The organism is Roseovarius sp. EL26, from assembly GCF_900327775.1.
Lineage (GTDB): Bacteria > Pseudomonadota > Alphaproteobacteria > Rhodobacterales > Rhodobacteraceae > Roseovarius.
Genome location: NZ_OUMZ01000007.1, coordinates 2,201,213 through 2,220,212, shown reverse-complemented (window position 1 = coordinate 2,220,212; position 19,000 = coordinate 2,201,213). Strand labels below are relative to the sequence as shown.

Genomic DNA, 19,000 nt, shown 5'->3' with positions numbered 1-19,000 from the left:
ACGGTAGAGAGCCGACCTGAAAATCTCCTCAGAGGTCGGTAAAATTGAAAGACCAGCCGCGCATATCCACCCAAAACGCAGGTGATCCTTAGATCACTGGCTTAGAGTGCAAAAATTAAGATAGTGTGCAAATCTATAAAGAGTCGTGCGGGTCAGTGTAAAAACGAGGATCCAACTGCTAAATGGAAGGTAAATTTTTTGCAAAATGGCATCTCTGATCATCCTAGGCTACAGGATGCGGACCTGAAGCTGTTGCATGTGTTTGCTCATGTGGTCGAGGCCGGTGGGTTATCGTCAGCACAGTACAGCCTGAACATGAGCCTGCCTGCAATTAGTGCCGCCATATCAAACCTTGAAGCGCGATTGGGATTTCGGTTGTGTGATCGCGGTCGAAGTGGCTTCAAGCTTACTGAGGGTGGGCATTTAGTTGTCTCGCAGATAAAGCCATTGAGCAACGCCCTAAGCCAATTTGAAAAGTCAATTGACGCCTTCAGAGGGGATCTGCGAGGTCAGATCAAAATTGCAATGGACGACGCTATTTTGACCAATTTACGATGCCCGATCTATAAGGTTATCCGCAAATTTTCCACCCTGGCACCGGATGTGGATTTTAATATCGTTTTGATGAACGCGCCACAAATGGAACGCGCGTTGCTTAACAATGAACTAAACTTGGCAGTGGGCCCGTTCCGAGAAGTTTCCAGTGCTCTCGATTCAGTCGTGATTTACAATGAGATGCAGCTTCTGTGCTGCGGAAGCACGCATGCTGCCTTTGGAATTGAGAACAAGGATGAGTTGGCTGCTATTGTGTCGAGCTCGAAGTTTTCCGCGCGCAACTTTGATGATAGCCACAAGGAAACTAGACCCACAATTTTTGCCAAAAGTGCGACTGTTGCGACAGTTGAAGCAATGCTCGGGATGGTTCTGAGCGGGGCTTATCTTGGCTATTTGCCTAGACATGCTTGTGAACATTGGATCGATCAAAACGAAATCTGGCCGTTGTTACCCGAAATTTACTCTTACGGAACGGACATCAAAATTGTCTACCATAGAGTCAGTAACGACAAACGCGTGGACATGTTTCTGAAAGCCCTGACAGAGGTTCAGGCAATCGATTGAACTATACTTTTGCTGGGCAAAAGTTAACTTTTGTAAATTGTGATTTTAGCCGAACTAAAACTTCCCTTGAATGCTCGCAACACTCGAGGGGATTGATGAACTATGGGACGCCTTCCATCCGTTTGCGCAGCAAGTATCGTTCCGTTATTGGCGAACGGCAGTATTGATCGGGGTAAACTAATCGGCCATTGCCGTTGGCTTTTGGCCAATGGCTGCGACGGGATCGTGCTGTTTGGAACAACCGGGGAAGCTGCGTCGTTTGGACTGGCGGAACGTCGGGAAGTGCTTGAAGCCCTGATCGCATCAGGGATTAATGCAAATAGCGTGATTGTTGGAACCGGCTGTTGCTCAGTTGCTGATACAGCTCTGCTCAGTGCTCATGCGCTTGATCTGGGCTGTGCCGGAATTCTGGTTCACCCGCCATATTTTTTCCGCCCCGCATCAGATAACGGCGTGTTCGGTTTCTATTCTGAGCTGCTCGAGAGCCTGAGCGACAGCGCGCGTGATATAATCTTTTACCATTTCCCTGAGGCAACCGGCGCACCTGTCAATCCAAATGTCATAAGTCGGTTGATTGACCGCTATCCGGAGGTCTTTGTGGGCATAAAGGACAGCACCGGGTCGCTGGAAAACATGATTTACTTGGCAAAAACGTTCCCACAGCTCAAGGTCTTTTCGGGTGATGACAATTTGTTGTGGCCGTTGCTGCAAGAAGGCGGCCATGGCGCAATTACGGCGACGGCGAATCTGACGCCCAATCTTCTGGCGCGCGTATATGCCGAATGGTCAGAAAACACTCCAATGGCGCAAGAGGCACAAGATTTGCTTGTTCGGCTTTGGGAAGAAACGTTGCTGAAGTTTCCAATCAGCGAAGCGGTCAAAGACATTGTTGCGAATGCCTCTGGTGATGAGAACTGGCGTCTGGTTCGGCCGCCGCTCGAAACATTGCCGGAGGCGCGTTGCCAGCAACTTTCGGAAATGGTGGTACCGTTTTCGCCCCATTTCCCGGCTGGCCTGGGAACAATGCGATGAGGGTCCCTGCCAAATTTCTGGCGCTGCAGGATATCATGACGGCGCATCAACGGATAACGCCGATCATTCGTCGCACACCCTTGGTGTTTTCCGAAGTTTTATCTGAACGCGCTGGTTTTGAAATCTGGCTCAAATTGGAAAATCTGCAAATCACAGGAAGCTTCAAGTTAAGGGGGGCCTCCAACCGCATTCTACAACTGACCGAAGAAGAAAAATCACGCGGTGTTGTTGCCGTATCAAGTGGTAATCACGGACGGGCGGTTGCCTATCTGGCAAAGAAACTTGGGATTCAGGCAAAGATTGTAGTGTGCGATCTCTGTCCCGAAAACAAACGGAAGGCGATGCGTTCGTATGGGGCCGAGGTGATTGTCCATGGTGATAGCCAGGACGAGGCCCAGGCCCATGCAGATCAGTTGATAGAGACACACGGATACACTTGGGCCGATCCATATGATGACCTGAGAGTTATTGCGGGGCAGGGCACCATTGCACTTGAGGCTCTGACCGATCTGCCAGACGCTGATATGATCGTAGCCCCTCTTTCTGGTGGAGGATTGTTGTCGGGTATTGCACTTGCGGCCAAATCGGTTTCCCCAAACCTGACCGTCGTTGGTTCGTCAATGGAGATCGAACCGGGAATGGTTCGCAGCCTAGAGGCGGGTAAGCCGGTACATGTGGATGAATTTCCCAGTCTGGCAAGTTGCATTACCGGGGCGATCGGTATGCGGAACACTCACACCTTTCCGATTGTACGAGATTTCATGGACAGGGCTGTCCTTGTTTCCGAAGAAAGTCTGGCACCGGAAATGCATCACTTTGCTGACAGCGAAGGGCTGATTGTCGAGGGCGGTTCAATCACTTCGGTTATCGCTGCACTAAGTCCCGAAGTTCGCGAACATAACCCGGATCGCGCGATTGTGGTGATCAGCGGCCGCAACATCGACTTACCCACATTCACATCGGCAATTAATGGAGCGAGCTGAACCATGAACTCAACCAAAAAAATAATTGAGCACGGTAAGCCAAGCGAAGAAGACTTGCCATATTCTACCTATGTCCGGGCCGGGGATATGATCTACGTTTCCGGCTTGGTTGGGTTTGGCGCAGACTTTGAGATCGTACGGGGCGGTGTTGTCGCTGAAACTCATCAGATCTTGGCAGATGCCAAACGTATCCTCGCACAGGCGGGTGCCACGCTAGGAGACGTCATCAAGACAAATGTTTGCTTGCCGAATGCGGATGACTTCGACGCGTTTAATGCCGCCTATACAGAGTACTTCAAATCAAACGCCCCGGCACGCGCGATAATTTGTGCGGGTCTAACAATCGGCGCTGCGGTGGAAATCGAGTTCATCGCCTACTGCCCCCCAAATTAACAGCAATAAAAGAGATCCGCGGATGCGGCACCACGACAGAGGAGAAAACTCATGAAAACCATCGTCAAATCACTTGTAGGACTGGCAGTCCTCACATCTCTTTCAGCTACAGCAGTCAATGCTCAGGATACACTGCGTCTGGGTACTGAAGGTGCCTTTCCCCCCTTTAACTATATCGATTCCTCCGGTCAACTTGCTGGTTTTGATGTAGATATTGGTCTTGCGCTTTGTGAAGAGATGGGTCGCGAATGTGAATTGGTTGCACAGGATTGGGACGGAATTATTCCCGGCCTGATTGCCAACAAATATGATTTTGTGATTGCCTCGATGTTCATCACTGAAGAGCGCAAAAAGCAGGTAGCCTTCTCGGACCCGTACTATCTGGCAGCAATGAGCTATGTTGCCGCAAAAGATGCAGGCATCACCGACTTTTCGCCTGAGGCCCTGTCTAACAGGACTTTTGGCGCGCAAAGCGGAACGACACAGGCGGATTTTATTCAAGCGGTCTATCCGCAAGCTGACCTTCGACTTTATGCAAGCCAGGATGACGCCAATCTGGATATGGCAAGCGGTCGGTTGGACCTGATGGTGGGCGACACGATTCCCCTTTCAGATTGGACGTTGAAAACCGAAGATGGTGCTTGTTGCGAAATCATTGGTGACCCAATCACGGACCCAGAATTTGTTGGGGATGGTGTCGGCATCGCTATCCGCCAGGCAGATACGGATCTTGTTGAGGCCATTAATGCAGCCCTTGCCACGATCATCGAGAATGGAACCTACAAGGAAATCAACGACCAATACTTCGATATCAATGTTCGAACCATGAAAGCTGAGTGATAGAATCTGATGCTTGAATTGTTTGCATATGGAGACACGGGGTGGGGAGATGAGCTATTGGCAGGCCTCGGCATCACGCTGCAGCTTGCCATACTAGCACTGCCTGTCGGGCTACTGCTGGGGTTCGTTTTTTCCGGCATGTCTTTGGCAAACTCAAGAGCTCTAAGGGCGGGCGCGCGTCTGTACACAACGACAATGCGCGGCCTGCCTGAAATTCTAACACTGTTCGTGATTTATAATGGCGCAGGGATTCTTCTGAACGCGATTATGAGTACGATGGGCGCTGAACCGGTAGAGTTCTCGCCAATGGCGGCAGGCGTTATTGCACTTGGCATGGTGTTTGGTGCGTTTGCGGCCGAGGTTCTGCGCGGGGCGTTTCAATCGCTTGACCCGGGTCAGACCGAGGCAGCTCAAGCCATCGGCATGACACGGTGGCAGATTTTCATACGTGTCAAAGTTCCTCAAGTCTGGCGGTTTGCTCTACCTGGGCTTGGCAACCTTTGGATCAATCTTTTGAAAGACACGGCACTTGTCTCGGTCATCGCGCTCGACGATCTGATGCGCATGACTAAGGTTGCCGCCGGTTTCACAAAACTTCCGTTTAACTTCTATCTGGCAGCCTGCCTGATATATTGGGTTCTGTGCCTTGCCTCCGAGGTCGGGTTAGCGAAATTGGAACGCCGAGCCAATCGCGGTGTACGGAGGGCAGGCGCATGAACCCGATTGAGCTGCTCATACAATATTGGCCGAAATACCTGGAAGGGCTTTGGGTCACGATCCAACTGGCAGGGATTGGCGCGATTTTGGCGGCGATCATCGCGCCGGGGTTGGCGTTGGTGCGACTGAATGGTCCTGCAATGTTCAGCGTTCCAGTGCGCGTCTATGTCTCTTTTATTCGCGGCACCCCGATGCTGGCACAGTTGTTCCTGATCTACTACGGCTCAGGACAGTTCAGACCGTTCCTGCAGGACTGGGGGCTGTGGTCGTTATTCAGAGAGCCCTACAACTGTGCGATGCTGACCTTTGTCATCAGTTCCACCGCTTACCAAATCGAGATTTTGCGCGGAGGCCTTATGGGGGTTCCCTATGGCGAAATCGAAGCTGCGAAAGCTGTTGGTATGTCACCAATTACACGCTACCGCCGAGTGATCTTTCCACACGCTTATCGTATCGCCTGGCCAGCACTTGGTAACGAGGTCATCCTGTTAGTCAAGGCCAGCGCTCTGGCAAGTGTAGTCACAATCTTCGATCTTCTGGGTGAAACCCGGCTGATCTTTTCGAAGACCTTCGATTTGTCGGCCTATCTCTGGGCAGCGTTGCTTTATCTGGCTTTGACGGCAGTCCTTGTTTGGGTTTGGTGTCGTGCAGAAATTTTACTGAATCCACAGTTTTTCAAATCTGACCGCGTGTAGGGGGAAATCTCATGCAAGAACAAGACGCAGTCGTAAAGGCCGAAGGCATTCGGAAATCCTTTGGGGCCATAGAAGTACTGAAGGGGATCGACCTGACAGCCAATGCACACGATGTAATTTCGATATTGGGATCAAGCGGTTCAGGCAAAAGCACATTTCTGCGTTGCCTGAACGCACTCGAAGTTCCCTCTGGTGGGCGCATCCACGTTCATGGCGAAGAGATCGCGTTCAAGGATGGAAAACCGGCAGACCGGAAGGCCATAGAACGGCTACGACAACGCCTTGGTATGGTGTTTCAACAGTTTAATTTGTGGACCCACCGGACCGTCATCGAAAACGTCATGGAAGGACCTGTCCAGGTACTGAAAAAAAGCAGGCAGGAAGCACGCGAAGAGGCCGAACACATTCTGAACCGCGTCGGTTTGAGCGAGCGAATGGAGATGTATCCCTCCGCCCTGTCCGGGGGGCAACAGCAACGGGTTGCCATTGCACGGGCATTGGCAATGGAACCAGATGCGATCCTCTTTGACGAACCAACTTCAGCGCTTGACCCGGAACTAGTTGGCGAAGTTCTGAAGGTTATGAAAGAACTGGCTGGTGAAGGCCGTACGATGATCATCGTGACCCATGAAATGGCATTTGCCCGGGATGTATCCACCGAGGTTGTGTTTCTTCATCAGGGGGAAATAGCAGAGCGCGGTGCACCCCAAAAAATGTTTACGAACCCCGATACTGAGGTTTTCGCAAACTTCATCTCAGACTTCAAATAGCACAGACATTAGAAGATAGGACGAGCTTCATGAGTGAACACGGATATGAATCAGGTCGGCTGGACCTGCCATTTGTCGGCATTTCGACTTTTGGCAAAAACTCTTATGTTCAGGACTGGGATGCAATTGACGCCGATGTGGCAATTCTGGGAGCACCATTCGATTTTGGCACCCAGTTTCGGTCTGGAGCACGTTTCGGTCCACGCGCCATCCGTGAGGCATCGACTTTGTTCTCATTTGGCCATGGCGGGGCTTATGACCACGAGGGCGATATAACTTATCTGCCTGCCGGTGAGATAAATATCGTCGATATCGGCGATGCAGACATCGTGCACACCGATACAATCAAAAGCCACGCCAATATCGAATATGGCGTGCGTCAGATACTCAAAGCTGGTGCCATTCCGATCACTCTGGGCGGAGATCATTCAATCAATATCCCCTGTGTCAACGCCTTTGATGATCAGGAACCCATTCATATCGTTCAGATCGACGCGCATCTGGACTTTGTCGATGAACGCCACGGCGTGCGCTATGGTCATGGAAACCCCATGCGCCGCGCGGCTGAAAAGCCTTATGTCACAGGGCTCAGCCAGATTGGTATTCGTAATGTCTCGTCCACTGCGAAAGACGGCTATGACGATGCCCGCGCTATGGGGTCAGACATCCTAAGCGTCCGGCAATTCCGCAAACTAGGCGTGGGCAATGTACTGTCACGTATTCCCGAAGGCGTACGTTATTACGTGACTATCGACATTGACGGGTTCGACCCCTCCATCGCGCCGGGCACCGGAACGCCCAGCCATGGCGGTTTTCTCTATTATGAGGTGCTGGAGCTGTTTGATGGGCTGTGCAAACGGGGCAATATCGTTGGGCTTGATTTGGTTGAGGTTGCCCCGGATTACGACCACACGGGTACCACATCCATCCTAGCCGCTCAGATACTGATGAACACGATCGGGCGGATGCTGCATCACCGTGGCGAGCGCAACAATGACTGAACTTCACAACAATTTTTCTGGCAAAACAGTTTTGGTCACCGGTGGCAGCAGGGGCATCGGATTTGGCATCGCCGAAGGTTTTGCTGCCGCTGGGGCCAACGTGACGCTGTTGGCTGACGATCCGCAGGTGAAACAGTCCGCCGCCCGACTGAGCGCGCAAAGCGGTGCCACTGTAGCTGGGATCGAATGCGATATAACCGACTCTGCTGGCGTGCAGCGTGCGCTTTCGCAGATAGACCGGATCGATGTGCTTATCAACAATGCCGGGCTGGAGCGGATTACGCCCCTGCTGGATGATGATCCGGCCGTCGAGAACATGTTTCGCAGGATTGTTGACATTAACATAATGGGCACCTTCCTGATGACTCGCCACAGCGTATCTAAAATGGATTCTGGCGGGCGGATTATCCTGACCGGATCGATCTGGAGTCGCACAGCTGTACCCGAGTTTTCCGCCTATTGCTGCACCAAACATGCAAATCTCGGCTTCATGCGATCCATCGCGAAGGAACTTGGACCCAGAGGAATTACGGTTAATGCGGTTTGCCCCGGTTGGGTTAGAACCGAAGCCTCGATGCTTTCCTTGAAAAACATGTCGCTTCAAAGCGGGCGCAGCGAAGAAGAACTTCTGGATGAGATCACCGGTGCGCAAGTGATTGGCGGGCTGTTAGAGCCGCAGGATATGGCTTCAATCTATCTTTATCTGGCGTCAGACGCGGCGCGAAATATCACCGGGCAGGCGTGGAACGTCGACCGAGGCGAGGTGATGGCATGATCGGCATTGCAGGAAAATCTGTCCTTGTGACAGGGGCCTATGGCGGCATCGGGGCTGCCGTCGCGAAGGCTTATGCCGCTGCCGGTGCAAAAGTCCTGTGTGCGGACTTGAAAAACCCGACGTCTACGGTTGAACAGATCACACAGGCTGGCGGCACGGCCGCTGGCATTCAATGCGATGTTGCTGATGAAGTGTCGGTCGTCGAAATGATGAACCAATTGCAGTCCCACCAAGGGGCTGTGGATGTTGTGGTGCATTGCGCTGGTGTCATTCACGAACGCCCGCTACTTGATACGCCGGCGGCCGAGTTCGACAAGGTGATCGCCGTCAACCTGCGCGGCAGTTTTCTGGTGGGACAAGCCGCGATCCGCCAAATGCACAGCCGATCAGGCCGGGTGATCCTGACCTCGTCGGATCTGGGCTATTCCGGACGCGAGACATTTTCGCCCTATGTCGCCTCAAAACACGGTGTCATGGGATTGGTTCGATCCTGGGCCAAGGAGTTCTCGCCTGACATTCAGGTAAATGCTTTATGCCCTGGTCCTATTGATACAGAAATGCTGGGGGCCGAACAGATGACTGAGAAATGGCGGCAAAAAGAGTTGGATATTCCTGCGGCGCGATTTGGTTCTGCAGAAGAAATCGCACATATGGCACTGTTTTTAGGCAGCGACATGGCGAGCTTCATCACCGGCCAGGGGGTCGGCATCAATGGTGGGAGTGTCATGCCATGATCAAGAATCCAATTCCGTGGCCAAACGACGCAAAATGTGCGGCCTGTGTAACATTTGATATGGATGCGGACAGTCTGATCCACATCGCGCATCCAAATGACGGACATCGGCGGTTGTCTGGCATTTCAATGCTTCAATACGGGCCCAAGGTGGCTATCGCGCGCATCGTTGAAACTTACCGCAAGCTTGGCATTCGCCAAACTTTTTACATCCCAGCTTGGTGCATTGAAAACTATCCCGAAGCGATAGAGATCATTCTCGAAGGCGGGCACGAGATAGCCCATCATGGTTATCTGCATGAACATCCCAACGAACTCCCACCCGAAGAAGAAGCCTATTGGCTTGACCGTGGAATTGCCGTGATCGAAAAAGCCACGGGCCAGCGCCCACGCGGCTGGCGCGCACCACTTTACAATATTTCTGACGTATCACCCGCGTTGTTGGTCGACCGGGGCTTTCAGTACGATGCCTCGCTGATGGGCGATGATATCCCTTACATTCTGAAGACCGATAATGGTTCCCTGGTTGAGTTACCTACCCACTGGGGCTTGGATGACTGGCCGCAATATGTGCAATCTGCCGATCTTGACTACATGATGCCGATCCGTGCACCACGTACCGGTTTCGATGCATTCCGCCAGGAATATCAAGTCATCAAAAAATACGGCGGCCTATGGGTGCCGGTCGTGCATCCTTTTGCTACGGGCCGTTTGGCCCGGTGGGAAGTGTTCGCAGAATTTCTTGAACAAGAAGTCACCGCTGGTGAAACTTGGTTTGCTCCGATGGAGGAGATTGCTGCATACGTTCGTTCCGTCAAAAAATCCGGCGAAGTGCATCTGAGAACTGAATCTGTGCCCGCCTACACAGGACCCATCGATGTCGTAAAAGGTTAGTATTGGACGAACTTATTATATGATAAATTGAGGCTTTGCCGTTGATGTTCATTGCGTAAAAATGACCCTCCGAAAAGTACTTAGGCCTTACAATTCACGGTTGCTCGCGGTAATGATTGCCCACATTCAATCAATGAAAAAGTTACGTAAAAGGCCAAGTTGTCATTGAAAAAATGGCTGCAAACCAATTTAGAGTGGATGGCGAAAATGCCATCTAAACAGCCGTTCGTGTTTGCGCAACAAAGGCTCGCTATGTCCGCACCTTACCAGTTCAGACAGCACGCAGCGAATGCCGTTATTTCCCGAACCGGCCACTCATGACCAGCGCGGCGAAGGTGCCGGGAGAGCCCATATTTTCAAATGCTGTCCCGCAGCGTATCGAACGTGCGGAAAATTCAGCCTGTTGGGCCGCGGCCCGTTGGTGCCGTTGGCCAACCTGTCAAGATGCTGCGGCGCGGTCAGCCAGAGGTGACATTCGCTGCACGCGCGAAATCGGGCAATCTGCGAACTGGTAGTCTGCGGTACGAAGCAGGCCTTTGCTGGGGCAACTTTCGCAATTGCTTCCAGTCACAAGGGCGCCTCGGCAATCTGTATCCGGCTCCCCGTCAAAACGTGTGGGATCTATGCCCCAATCAATCCCGAGCGTAGTGGCACAACGTATTTAGCTGGTTCTGAGGTCCATCCTGCAATTCAACGAAGTGCGAGATAGAATCCCAGGGAAGTTCCAGTGTTGGCTTGTGATCATGGTTGCCAACGACCAGATGACGCTCAGCACCCGGCAACTGATTGAATATCTGCTCAACATAAACGCTGTCCTTGGCTTTGGAACCAAAAGCGAAGTCGCCCATAATCCATAGCTGGTCTTCCGGGCCAACCACCTTCCACATGTTTTCCAGCATCGCGGCATCCATCTGTGATGTCGAAACGGAAGGGCGGTTACAAAACCGCATGATGTTTTCATGGCCGAAATGCGTGTCAGCCGTATACCAGATTGTCATTGTGTGTTCTTTCGGTTCGGTCGGCCCGCCAGAGCCCGTAAATCCCAAAATCTCTCACAAGCAGCCTTGGCAGAGCGGTTAAGGTGTCATCAATCGTTCGTCGCGCGGATCGAGTCGGGGCAGCGGCGTATTGATGTGCCAGAATTGGTGATCATTGCGCGAGCGCTCGATGTTCCTGCGGAACACTTTTTCGAAGCCGTCATTAAGGCAGTGCCACCGGGTGAACGGATTTAAGGATCTGATTTCGTTTACTAACCATGCAATCTACAAAGGGCTTGTACGGTTTTGGGTGTGACCGAAGCATGATTTTCGCGTCCAAAATCCACTCAAGCCCCATACTCAAAATAGAGACGGCTTCACCCCGAAAGCATCGTTTTGAAACCACTCAATGTACAACCTATGTGTAGATAGTGTACCCAAGTTAGAACGAAATGGGCAAACTATGGGTCACTTCACAGTTCTGTAAAATCGCTTGATTATAACCCATATCCATCAAGTATGATCTCGGTAAGGTATTGAATTATAATGATATATTAATTTGGGTAAACCTTTGTAACGGCCAAATCACCCATTCCTCCAACCCATTGTCACCCACAAAAGAATTTTCAGTTAGCAACAAAAAAACCGCCCCGAAGGGCGGCGTGAACTCATCTGAGTTAAGATTTAGAGATCTTGTCTTCTATAGATTTCTGATCCCAAGTTCTTAGGATCCCAAACCGGCAACACCCCGTTTTCTTGCAGCGTTTTCCTTGCAACAGGTTTGGGCAAATTCAAGTTCTTGGCGACATCAGTTAGCCTTCGAAACCCTAACCTGAATTTTGTGATGCTGCAGGGATCCACCAGTTTTCGAAACTTTCCCATGTGTCGAAATTGACCGCAAATTTGCAAGACTGGGGCTTCACCGTTTGGAGAAGCCTGCATAAGAAATTCCACGGTGCGGCTCGACAATCCGAGTGTCCGTGCCGTTTCCGAAAGCGTCATTCCCGGCTTGCCTTCCAACACTCCAAGTTTGGCTGCGACCTCATCGACGTGGACAAGAATGGAATCAAATTTCGGATCGACCCCCAAAAGTTCAACCTGTTCGAGATTTCTGTCTAGAATTTTCTTAACGATATCGAAAGTCTGAACTCTCAGTTTTTCGGCCGTTTTTGTAACAGAGTGCATCCTGTGCGACGGCTTAAGAACGCAACTGCCAGATACTCTAATTAGACCCAAAAAGGCATCTAGATCTGCTGCGTGAATACCCTGCGCGATGCTGCGTCGACCATCTCTGCCCCCAGCAATTGGTTTGAGAATACCTTCTTGAAGCAATGCTGTAACGAGGGGCCTTTTACAGCCCAGGTACTCTGGAACGCGAGAAACTGGAACTGAATGCTTCAGCTTATTCAATAGGGCTTCCGCCTTAGCAGCAGATACATCCCCAAGATCTCTTGCTGGATCGTAGTTTTGGTCAAGCAGTCCACCAACCATCAAAGCGTTCTGAACCGTTTTGGGATTCATGTTGTGCTTACGGCTGAGAGAAGAAACCGAATGCCTTCGTCGATGTGCAACAGGCTCCCCAAATAAATTCACACCCGTAGCCAACGGAATCGTATCCAAAATATGCTCTCTGAATACATCTCGAAATGGCCCAACAGGTTTGGTGTTTTTTTTGAATTGAATCCACTGGTAGAGAACGCCAAAGACAGCTTGTGGCCCGGCATGGATCTTTGAACATGATGCAACTCTTTGGACTTCCTCAAGGCCTTCCATGATGCCTTGCTCGCCTTGGCTGACATACTCAAATCCGATACTAGCCGCCGTGTCCCATTGCGCTTGATTTAACGTCGGCAAATTTACGAAGGCGCCAAAAGCGATACAGGCACCCAACATCTCGGTCGCCCGAGTGGCTAGGTCAATTTGCTGCCCGTCCAACCAACTGGGTCCTGAGCCGCCTGCCAATCTATTCTCAACATACATTTGAAGGCTTGAAGCTTCCCGCTTTTCAGAAAGATCCACAATTTTGGATAGTTTTGCCCGATCAGGTAAGTGGGCGGCGACATCCAAGAAGGGAATTCCGGCCTTCAAGGTTCGTTCCCGTACCAATGGGCTCGAATGGGCAGTGCAAGTTCGCACAGGTGAGAATGCCCAATTGATTAAACCTACCGGTAGCCCCTCAGAGCATTGAGAAGCTTCGAGGTTGTTTAAGATGCATTGAGGGCAATAGGTAATACGGTTTGCCGCTAGAAATTCTGAATGGAATTCTTCGCCTCTGTGAAGATAATAGCGAGGTCCGATTTTTTGATAACTGCCTTGCATAAGTCGGTCAGTCGAAATCCCGGATAACTCATGCATCCGTTCAACAACGTAATCTTTCACGCAGACCACATCTTGACGTTTCATGCCCATAAAAGGCGAAAACGCCATTGCAGACATATTGCAGTGATAACGACCATATCGGCTGACCAAAGAGACGAGACTTTCCCCAGGTAGCATCGGTAGAAAAGGCTGTAAGCGTTTCATTGTTTTATCCCCGCCCTACTTGCCGGCGCTGCCGAGATGTTCGTTCCCCTTCAAACTCATCAGCTTCAGCATCCAGATCCAGTGACGCCCAATCTTTGCAAACAAAAACGTTTTGGTCCCAAGAACACGCCTCCTGAATGGTCCAGGCTTCGGCAAAATGTTGAATGCTAAGGGTAGAGCTTTCATCGTACAAAGCGCTTTCAATGGCAGCCAGAATGATTTCGATGGCTCTTCCGAACCTAAATCGACTGCCATGAATTAGACGCATGATTGCGTTTTGGTCAATTTGTGGCTTTAGCCTCGCGAGTTCACAATACGTCTCGACCAACTGCAAAATTTTCGGCTCGTCGTGCCCAATGGCTAGAGGAGCGGTGACAACTTTTCGAAATCGGCGATCAACTTGCTGGTCGTATCGAGCTACATCAAGCAAGCGATCTGTACCGCTCAAAATGACGATGACGGCCCCGTCTCCCTGCATTAATGACTTCAGAGTTTTCAGCATGTCGTCGATTTCTCGAGCGGACTTAGAAAGGAAAACGTCTTGAGCTTCGTCAATCCACAGCACCACGATACCGAGTAATTTTAGCCGGTGCCCAATAGCGCTCCAGATATCCATAGCTGAAGTGCGATCCGAAACCCCTGTTACGCCAAGTGCCGCCAAAATCGCTTTCCCGAGGCTTTTTAGTGTCGCCGGACTAGGAACTATGATCCTCACATATTTTGGAGAACTGGCGTCATTTGCTTCCCCTAGTGCAGGATGTTGCCTGAGCACTCTTGCAATAGCGGTTGTCTTCCCATCGCCTGATTTAGCCGCGATCAAGAACCCCTTGGTCTCCAGATTGTCAGTGAAGCGAACGGGAACGGCAATCTGAGGGTCTCTCTCATCGACGCTCAAAAGTCGATCCAACTCGCGCTGAATTTGGCGATGCCGTTGTGTTTTGAAGTACTTCGAACGCAATTTCTGCATGATTGACTGAGGGTCATGGCTATCGATCATCTGGTTCATTTCTCGTCCCCCTCGTCCAGTTCCCAGGTGTCATTCAGTTGACTTGGTGGACCGAATTTTGCCACATCTTCAGGCTCCACGAGCCATTCCGGTTTTTCTGGAATAACTGTTTCACCAAACTGACCTGCATTTGCATGAATGGCTTTTGGCGCCTTCGAGACTTCGAAGCTGGAATAGAGCTCATGTTCCAGTGATTTCATACGTTTGGGCCCCCAATCTTGAGTGACCATACGAAATTCAAGTGACCGCTTCAGGTTCATTGCATCGATTGCTTCTACTGCTGCTGATACTGTTTCAAGGTCCCATGATTTACGAGATGGGTCGGAAATTTTCATCTGGCGACGTGCCGCCACCCATTGCTGTGCATCGACGCCGTTAAACTCTTCATAGACCGCGGGAACTTCATGCCACTCGCCATCTAACAACGCCTCGATGGACCCAATATTATCAGGCAACCAACGCACATCGATTTTCTGCGATCCAAACCGACTAAATGATTTTGCCAACTCTTTTGAGTGATACGACACTCCAAGTACTGCGATGCCTTTCTTGCGTACCTTACGGGTTAGCTTGGATCCGAAATTCAAACGCTGGCGGCGCAAATCAGGGAGAGCACGAGTAGGAAAGTTCCCTTCGGCCATGTCCGTTTCCCATTGCTGCAAAGGCGTGCGCCCGTGGAGCTCTGCGTGAGGGGTGTTATGGTAGATGTCTACGACCCAACGAACTAGGGCAGTACACAGGTCGTCTGTGTTTAAGACCGCACGAGCATCGGTTGGATGGCTCCCGCGTTCTGCTGCAGAAGAAAAGGTTCGGCCATACAAGCGAGAGCAAAGGTTTACAGAGGATGTTTTGAAAAAACGCTCCACGGTCGCTCGCAGATCTGGTGTTTCCGCTGTCGTTCGGAGGTGAGTAATGCCAAGGTCAAGGCAAGTATTGGTGAAGTCTTGCGCCTTGTATCCAGGCCCATTGTCCGTTGCCAGCACCTCAGGTACACCAAACATATCCCAGTTTGAAACCGCCCCAACTGCATCTTTCCAAGCGCCTTTGTCCCGCATCGCCATCTTCAGAGAATCGATTGCAGTTGCAGCTTTTGTGCTCTTCGTTAGATTCATGGCCAAGATGCATCGTGTCCGGCAGTCGATAATGACTGAAAGCCACCACCGTGTCTTTTTTCCCTTTTTATCAGGGTAATACCCAAGCTTTTTCAGTTCTTTCTTGGAAAAGATAGGGCTCAGTTGGGAGTCTGAGATAATTGTGCGGAGATCAATCTTCCATTCATCCATCTCACAGCGCTCAAGAGGTCGATAGACCTCGATTCCCCGCTGAACTGGTTTGCAGCGTTTCATCGCCTCTTTATACCCGAGGCGAGCCACGTCGGTTTCAAACTTTCCGAAATTGTTAATACACCTATGCACCGCGTCACGACTGGGTACGCGTAACTGCGCAAGGCCCTGTTGCTCTCTTTCTGTGTTGACCTTTGCAAATGCGCGCTGAACATCATCGACCGTCTGTTTCTTGGTGGGTCGATTGAGATGGAGATAAAATTCGCGTGTTTTTTCTGCTAGAAGTTCGCGTTCTTCAGTTGAAAAATAGCTATATCGATTGCCTCGGTTGTGCACGCAATCGACTAACCCAAGCCACCCCAATCGGGCATGATTTTTAACCCATTTTCTCAAAGTTGTCGGGTGAACCTCAATGGCTAGTTTCGCTTGCCGATTCCCACCTTGTCGGCCTCTACGCTTTTCAATGCTAATCTCTTCATCGCGGATCAAATCATCCGGGTTAGGAAGCTTAGCCTGCATGTATGTGTCAGCCAATTTACAAATGTCATCCATCGCATCTGCGATGGATCGGTCGTTTGGTAAAACCTTCTTCTGTTCTTGCAAATCAAGAAAGGCTTTTACCAAAGCGTACCTCTGCGAGAACCGTTCAAGCTGTTTTTCGGTCAAATCAAAAATGGAATTGGTGTTGAGTTTTGGCTGAGGTTTTGCTTCTTCGGGAAGATAGTAACCTTTCTCATGGTCAATCTCACCAGCTGCATTGAGGCGGCTAAGCTGCTCATAGCAATACAACTGCGACAATCCTTCTCCATTAGCCGGGTAAAGGATGTACCCTTCAGAGGTCTTCTGGCTCAACCGCATGTGCTGCCCATAAATGGTAACCCTGTCATCTGGTGTGATGATAAAACGACTCTTTGACGAAGTGTCGGCGATGCGCGTTGCACGAGAAACATTGTCGAGGAGGTCAGTGTGAATACTCATTGGAAAACTTCTTTCTTTTGAACCAGAGTTTTAGGGGTAATAATTTCGTGTTTGAGTGGGATCAGATGCTGAACGACGATCAGTCGAACCAAGGCTCGGTAACCTTCTGCGCCGGCCTCTGTTTGAATGCTCAAGTCACGAAGCGAGGTCGTACCATGAAGATCCGAAGCTACCCTACGCGCTCGACGATCTGCGTCGTCATTGGGCTCACGTACGGCCCAAAAAAGCTGCGCATTTCGCTGTTCAATCCGATCACAACTATGTTCGGTGAGAATGCGGACCTCTGAACAAAACCCCGAACTTTCAGCAAACCATGCAATTTCCTGCATTTTCTTCAGGAAATCGGGAGATTCTGCGCGAAAGGCTGGCTTGACAGCAAACCCAATTTTCTTGCCGTTACGCAGCCGTGCAACGTAGTCAAAGAAATGCTTATGCAACTTACCGATCTGATCACGCCAAACAAAAAGCACTTGGTCAAAGATCTCTTCAACATCGAGTTTTGCGTTGAGAACAAAAAGGTTTACGAGCTCGAGATGCGAATCCGCTTGAATGCGGACTCCGGCTTCTGATCCTAAAACCGTGAATGCTTTACAGTTGTGTTTGGATACGCTTTGGACACTACGGTCGCCGCGAAATTGGGCGGGGAGCTTGATCCCCTTAATGTCTTTCTTACTCATGGGAGTACCTCACGACTATCGAGCGCCGTCGAACCAAGTCGACGAAGTTGCTCGAAGTTGAATTTTTGTGGGATTGGGGCGGCCGAGACCGCTGGGATCACACAGCTATTCGCGTGAAGCGATGAGTGTCATGGATTACACTATTCAGTCGCAGCTGCCACAAAGGGTCAGATGCAAAGCAATCTTCCAGAGTGTGTAAAAAACAAAGAGCCATAATAACGGTCCAAAATCGATAGTCATTCGAAATGGTTGCTCGAGGATAGTTTTGAGAGATTTGACGAAAGCTCAAGCAGCCAAAGATACAGGGAATTAGCCCCGTATTTGATTGGATCCGTAGATGATGCGTGCGTTTGTCATGAGTGCGATAACACAACAAAAGGCATATGAAAGTCAATCGGCAATTTTTCGATTCTCTCAAATATTTTCAACCTTGGGGAGTGGCGATGTTTTCGCAACTGCTCCGTATGTCAAATCATAATCAGTGAGGTGTAGCTCGCATCCAGGAAATATTAGGCCATTCATCTGTTGCCCACATACCTGTGCAGCCAGGGATGGACTTTGATCAAGTCATAAGCCTGTTGCGCAGATTGAGCTAAACGGGATGTCATAAGAGTCAGAGATCCCTCCGAGCAAACGATTGTAGCATGCTGAGTGTCCAAGAATAACGACTGGATTGGCCTTCTGTTTTACCAATTTATCCTTCACTGAAAAGGAAGAATAATTCAGATATCTGCCCATCTATTCTTGAAAACTATCCGGCCTTAAATTTGGGCTATGCCCAAATTCGGGTGCCCCGAGTTTATTTTATATATAATTTCCAAGAATAGATATTAAAAACAATTAGTTATTGACTCGAATCGATTCCGAGATCACACTGAGTGGCAACTGAAATCGATGACGCTAGGGGCTCTCTCCCGTGGTGTTGGCAGCGAAAAGGAGGCCTTGAATGTCTAAGCTTAAGAGGGTTTCGAATTGCGTTTGCGTGCTGACGTTTAAAGATCCATTGAATAGTGAAGCCTTGAGAGCGTCTTCCGTGGAGTTTCAATAGGCAGTCTTCTGCTAGAAGGCGCTAATGGCAATCTCAGGAATATGGCATGCGGACTTCTGCAGAACGTGGTGTTCGCATTGCTTAATGATTGGCGAAAGTTTTAACCAAACAAACACTACCAAATTTTTCAGTGAACTAATCTAAGATCAATTAAAGGCGCAATGTGAAACCTCATTGCCCTGTGCGCTCAGTGTTTTGAAAACCATTGATGTTGAATTCAAAGAAACTGCCGATAAACCACAGGCTGAGCAGAATCCAGAGTAAATTTTGGCAATATTAGTGCGTTAAACGGTGACAAATTTGGCCGTTTCAAGCTCTTTCTTTCATCCGAGATGGAGGACTTAAAATGCAATACTATCGTCCGCTGCGGCTAAGGCCAGGCAATCAGAAACGCCCATGCAAAAGTTACCAGTTTGGGGCCAACTGCGCCTTAAGCTATTTCCTCTTACTTAAGGCCCTTCAGTCAATACGGATTGACCATAGAAGGGCGGAAGGCGGACTTTCACTGCATTGTGCGCTAACATCAACTGAGTGGTCAAAACTGCCGTTTAATGCT

General features: G+C 50.2%; 18 protein-coding genes. 13 read left to right on the top strand and 5 right to left on the bottom strand.

Features of this window, described 5'->3' with window-relative positions; all coding sequences use genetic code 11:
* Window positions 1–123 precede the first annotated feature (123 nt).
* From D9A02_RS18980 to D9A02_RS18925, 12 genes are all read left to right on the top strand, one after another.
* Window positions 124–1,119 carry a LysR family transcriptional regulator gene (locus D9A02_RS18980; RefSeq protein ID WP_120502414.1) on the top strand — a complete coding sequence of 332 codons (996 nt, stop codon included), beginning with the start codon at window positions 124–126 and terminating at the stop codon, window positions 1,117–1,119.
* Between the two features lie 102 nt (window positions 1,120–1,221).
* Window positions 1,222–2,151 (top strand): dihydrodipicolinate synthase family protein, encoded by a 930-nt coding sequence (locus tag D9A02_RS18975; RefSeq protein ID WP_120502413.1) that lies wholly within the window; start codon window positions 1,222–1,224, stop codon window positions 2,149–2,151.
* Window positions 2,148–3,134: a pyridoxal-phosphate dependent enzyme gene (locus D9A02_RS18970; protein WP_120502412.1), complete on the top strand. Its 987-nt coding sequence runs from the start codon at window positions 2,148–2,150 to the stop codon at window positions 3,132–3,134. Before D9A02_RS18975 ends, D9A02_RS18970 begins: the two co-directional genes overlap by 4 nt.
* A gap of 3 nt (window positions 3,135–3,137) precedes the next feature.
* On the top strand, window positions 3,138–3,527 hold the full coding sequence (locus D9A02_RS18965) for a RidA family protein (protein ID WP_120502411.1): 390 nt from the start codon (window positions 3,138–3,140) through the stop codon (window positions 3,525–3,527).
* A 51-nt stretch (window positions 3,528–3,578) separates the two neighbouring features.
* Window positions 3,579–4,367 (top strand): ABC transporter substrate-binding protein, encoded by a 789-nt coding sequence (locus D9A02_RS18960; protein ID WP_120502410.1) that lies wholly within the window; start codon window positions 3,579–3,581, stop codon window positions 4,365–4,367.
* 9 nt (window positions 4,368–4,376) lie between these two features.
* Window positions 4,377–5,084, top strand: a complete 708-nt coding sequence (locus D9A02_RS18955) for an ABC transporter permease (RefSeq protein WP_120502409.1) — start codon at window positions 4,377–4,379, stop codon at window positions 5,082–5,084.
* Window positions 5,081–5,779 carry an ABC transporter permease gene (locus D9A02_RS18950; RefSeq protein WP_120502408.1) on the top strand — a complete coding sequence of 233 codons (699 nt, stop codon included), beginning with the start codon at window positions 5,081–5,083 and terminating at the stop codon, window positions 5,777–5,779. Before D9A02_RS18955 ends, D9A02_RS18950 begins: the two co-directional genes overlap by 4 nt.
* Window positions 5,780–5,790: 11 nt before the next feature.
* Window positions 5,791–6,549, top strand: a complete 759-nt coding sequence (locus D9A02_RS18945) for an ABC transporter ATP-binding protein (protein WP_120502407.1) — start codon at window positions 5,791–5,793, stop codon at window positions 6,547–6,549.
* A 29-nt stretch (window positions 6,550–6,578) separates the two neighbouring features.
* Complete coding sequence (gene speB / locus D9A02_RS18940) at window positions 6,579–7,550, top strand: agmatinase (RefSeq protein WP_120502406.1); 972 nt, start codon at window positions 6,579–6,581, stop codon at window positions 7,548–7,550.
* On the top strand, window positions 7,543–8,325 hold the full coding sequence (locus D9A02_RS18935) for an SDR family NAD(P)-dependent oxidoreductase (RefSeq protein WP_120502405.1): 783 nt from the start codon (window positions 7,543–7,545) through the stop codon (window positions 8,323–8,325). The genes speB and D9A02_RS18935 overlap by 8 nt, the downstream gene beginning before the upstream one ends.
* The gene (locus tag D9A02_RS18930; RefSeq protein ID WP_120502404.1) at window positions 8,322–9,059 is read left to right on the top strand and encodes an SDR family NAD(P)-dependent oxidoreductase; all 738 of its coding nucleotides are present in this window, start codon (window positions 8,322–8,324) and stop codon (window positions 9,057–9,059) included. Before D9A02_RS18935 ends, D9A02_RS18930 begins: the two co-directional genes overlap by 4 nt.
* Complete coding sequence (locus D9A02_RS18925) at window positions 9,056–9,952, top strand: polysaccharide deacetylase (RefSeq protein ID WP_120502403.1); 897 nt, start codon at window positions 9,056–9,058, stop codon at window positions 9,950–9,952. The genes D9A02_RS18930 and D9A02_RS18925 overlap by 4 nt, the downstream gene beginning before the upstream one ends.
* Window positions 9,953–10,584: 632 nt before the next feature.
* Here the strand turns inward: D9A02_RS18925 and D9A02_RS18915 are convergent.
* Entirely contained in the window at window positions 10,585–10,950 is a 366-nt protein-coding gene (locus tag D9A02_RS18915) for a metallophosphoesterase (protein ID WP_120502642.1), read from the bottom strand.
* Between D9A02_RS18915 and D9A02_RS18910 the strand changes: the two genes are divergently transcribed.
* Window positions 10,921–11,184 (top strand): helix-turn-helix domain-containing protein, encoded by a 264-nt coding sequence (locus D9A02_RS18910; protein ID WP_120502641.1) that lies wholly within the window; start codon window positions 10,921–10,923, stop codon window positions 11,182–11,184. The two genes, D9A02_RS18915 and D9A02_RS18910, sit on opposite strands and share 30 nt — an antisense overlap.
* Before the next feature lie 429 nt (window positions 11,185–11,613).
* Here the strand turns inward: D9A02_RS18910 and D9A02_RS18905 are convergent, their stop codons facing one another.
* The 4 genes from D9A02_RS18905 to D9A02_RS18890 are packed head-to-tail and all read right to left on the bottom strand — an operon-like array spanning window position 11,614 to window position 17,396.
* Window positions 11,614–13,452 (bottom strand): TniQ family protein, encoded by a 1,839-nt coding sequence (locus D9A02_RS18905; protein ID WP_120502401.1) that lies wholly within the window; start codon window positions 13,450–13,452, stop codon window positions 11,614–11,616.
* Window positions 13,453–13,456: 4 nt separating this feature from the next.
* A complete protein-coding gene (locus D9A02_RS18900) occupies window positions 13,457–14,458 on the bottom strand; it encodes a TniB family NTP-binding protein (protein WP_120502400.1) in 1,002 nt (333 codons plus the stop codon).
* The gene (locus D9A02_RS18895) at window positions 14,455–16,719 is read right to left on the bottom strand and encodes a DDE-type integrase/transposase/recombinase (protein ID WP_120502399.1); all 2,265 of its coding nucleotides are present in this window, start codon (window positions 16,717–16,719) and stop codon (window positions 14,455–14,457) included. The genes D9A02_RS18900 and D9A02_RS18895 overlap by 4 nt, the downstream gene beginning before the upstream one ends.
* Window positions 16,716–17,396, bottom strand: coding sequence for a hypothetical protein (locus tag D9A02_RS18890; protein ID WP_120502398.1), 681 nt, complete (start codon window positions 17,394–17,396; stop codon window positions 16,716–16,718). The genes D9A02_RS18895 and D9A02_RS18890 overlap by 4 nt, the downstream gene beginning before the upstream one ends.
* Window positions 17,397–19,000: the final 1,604 nt, after the last annotated feature.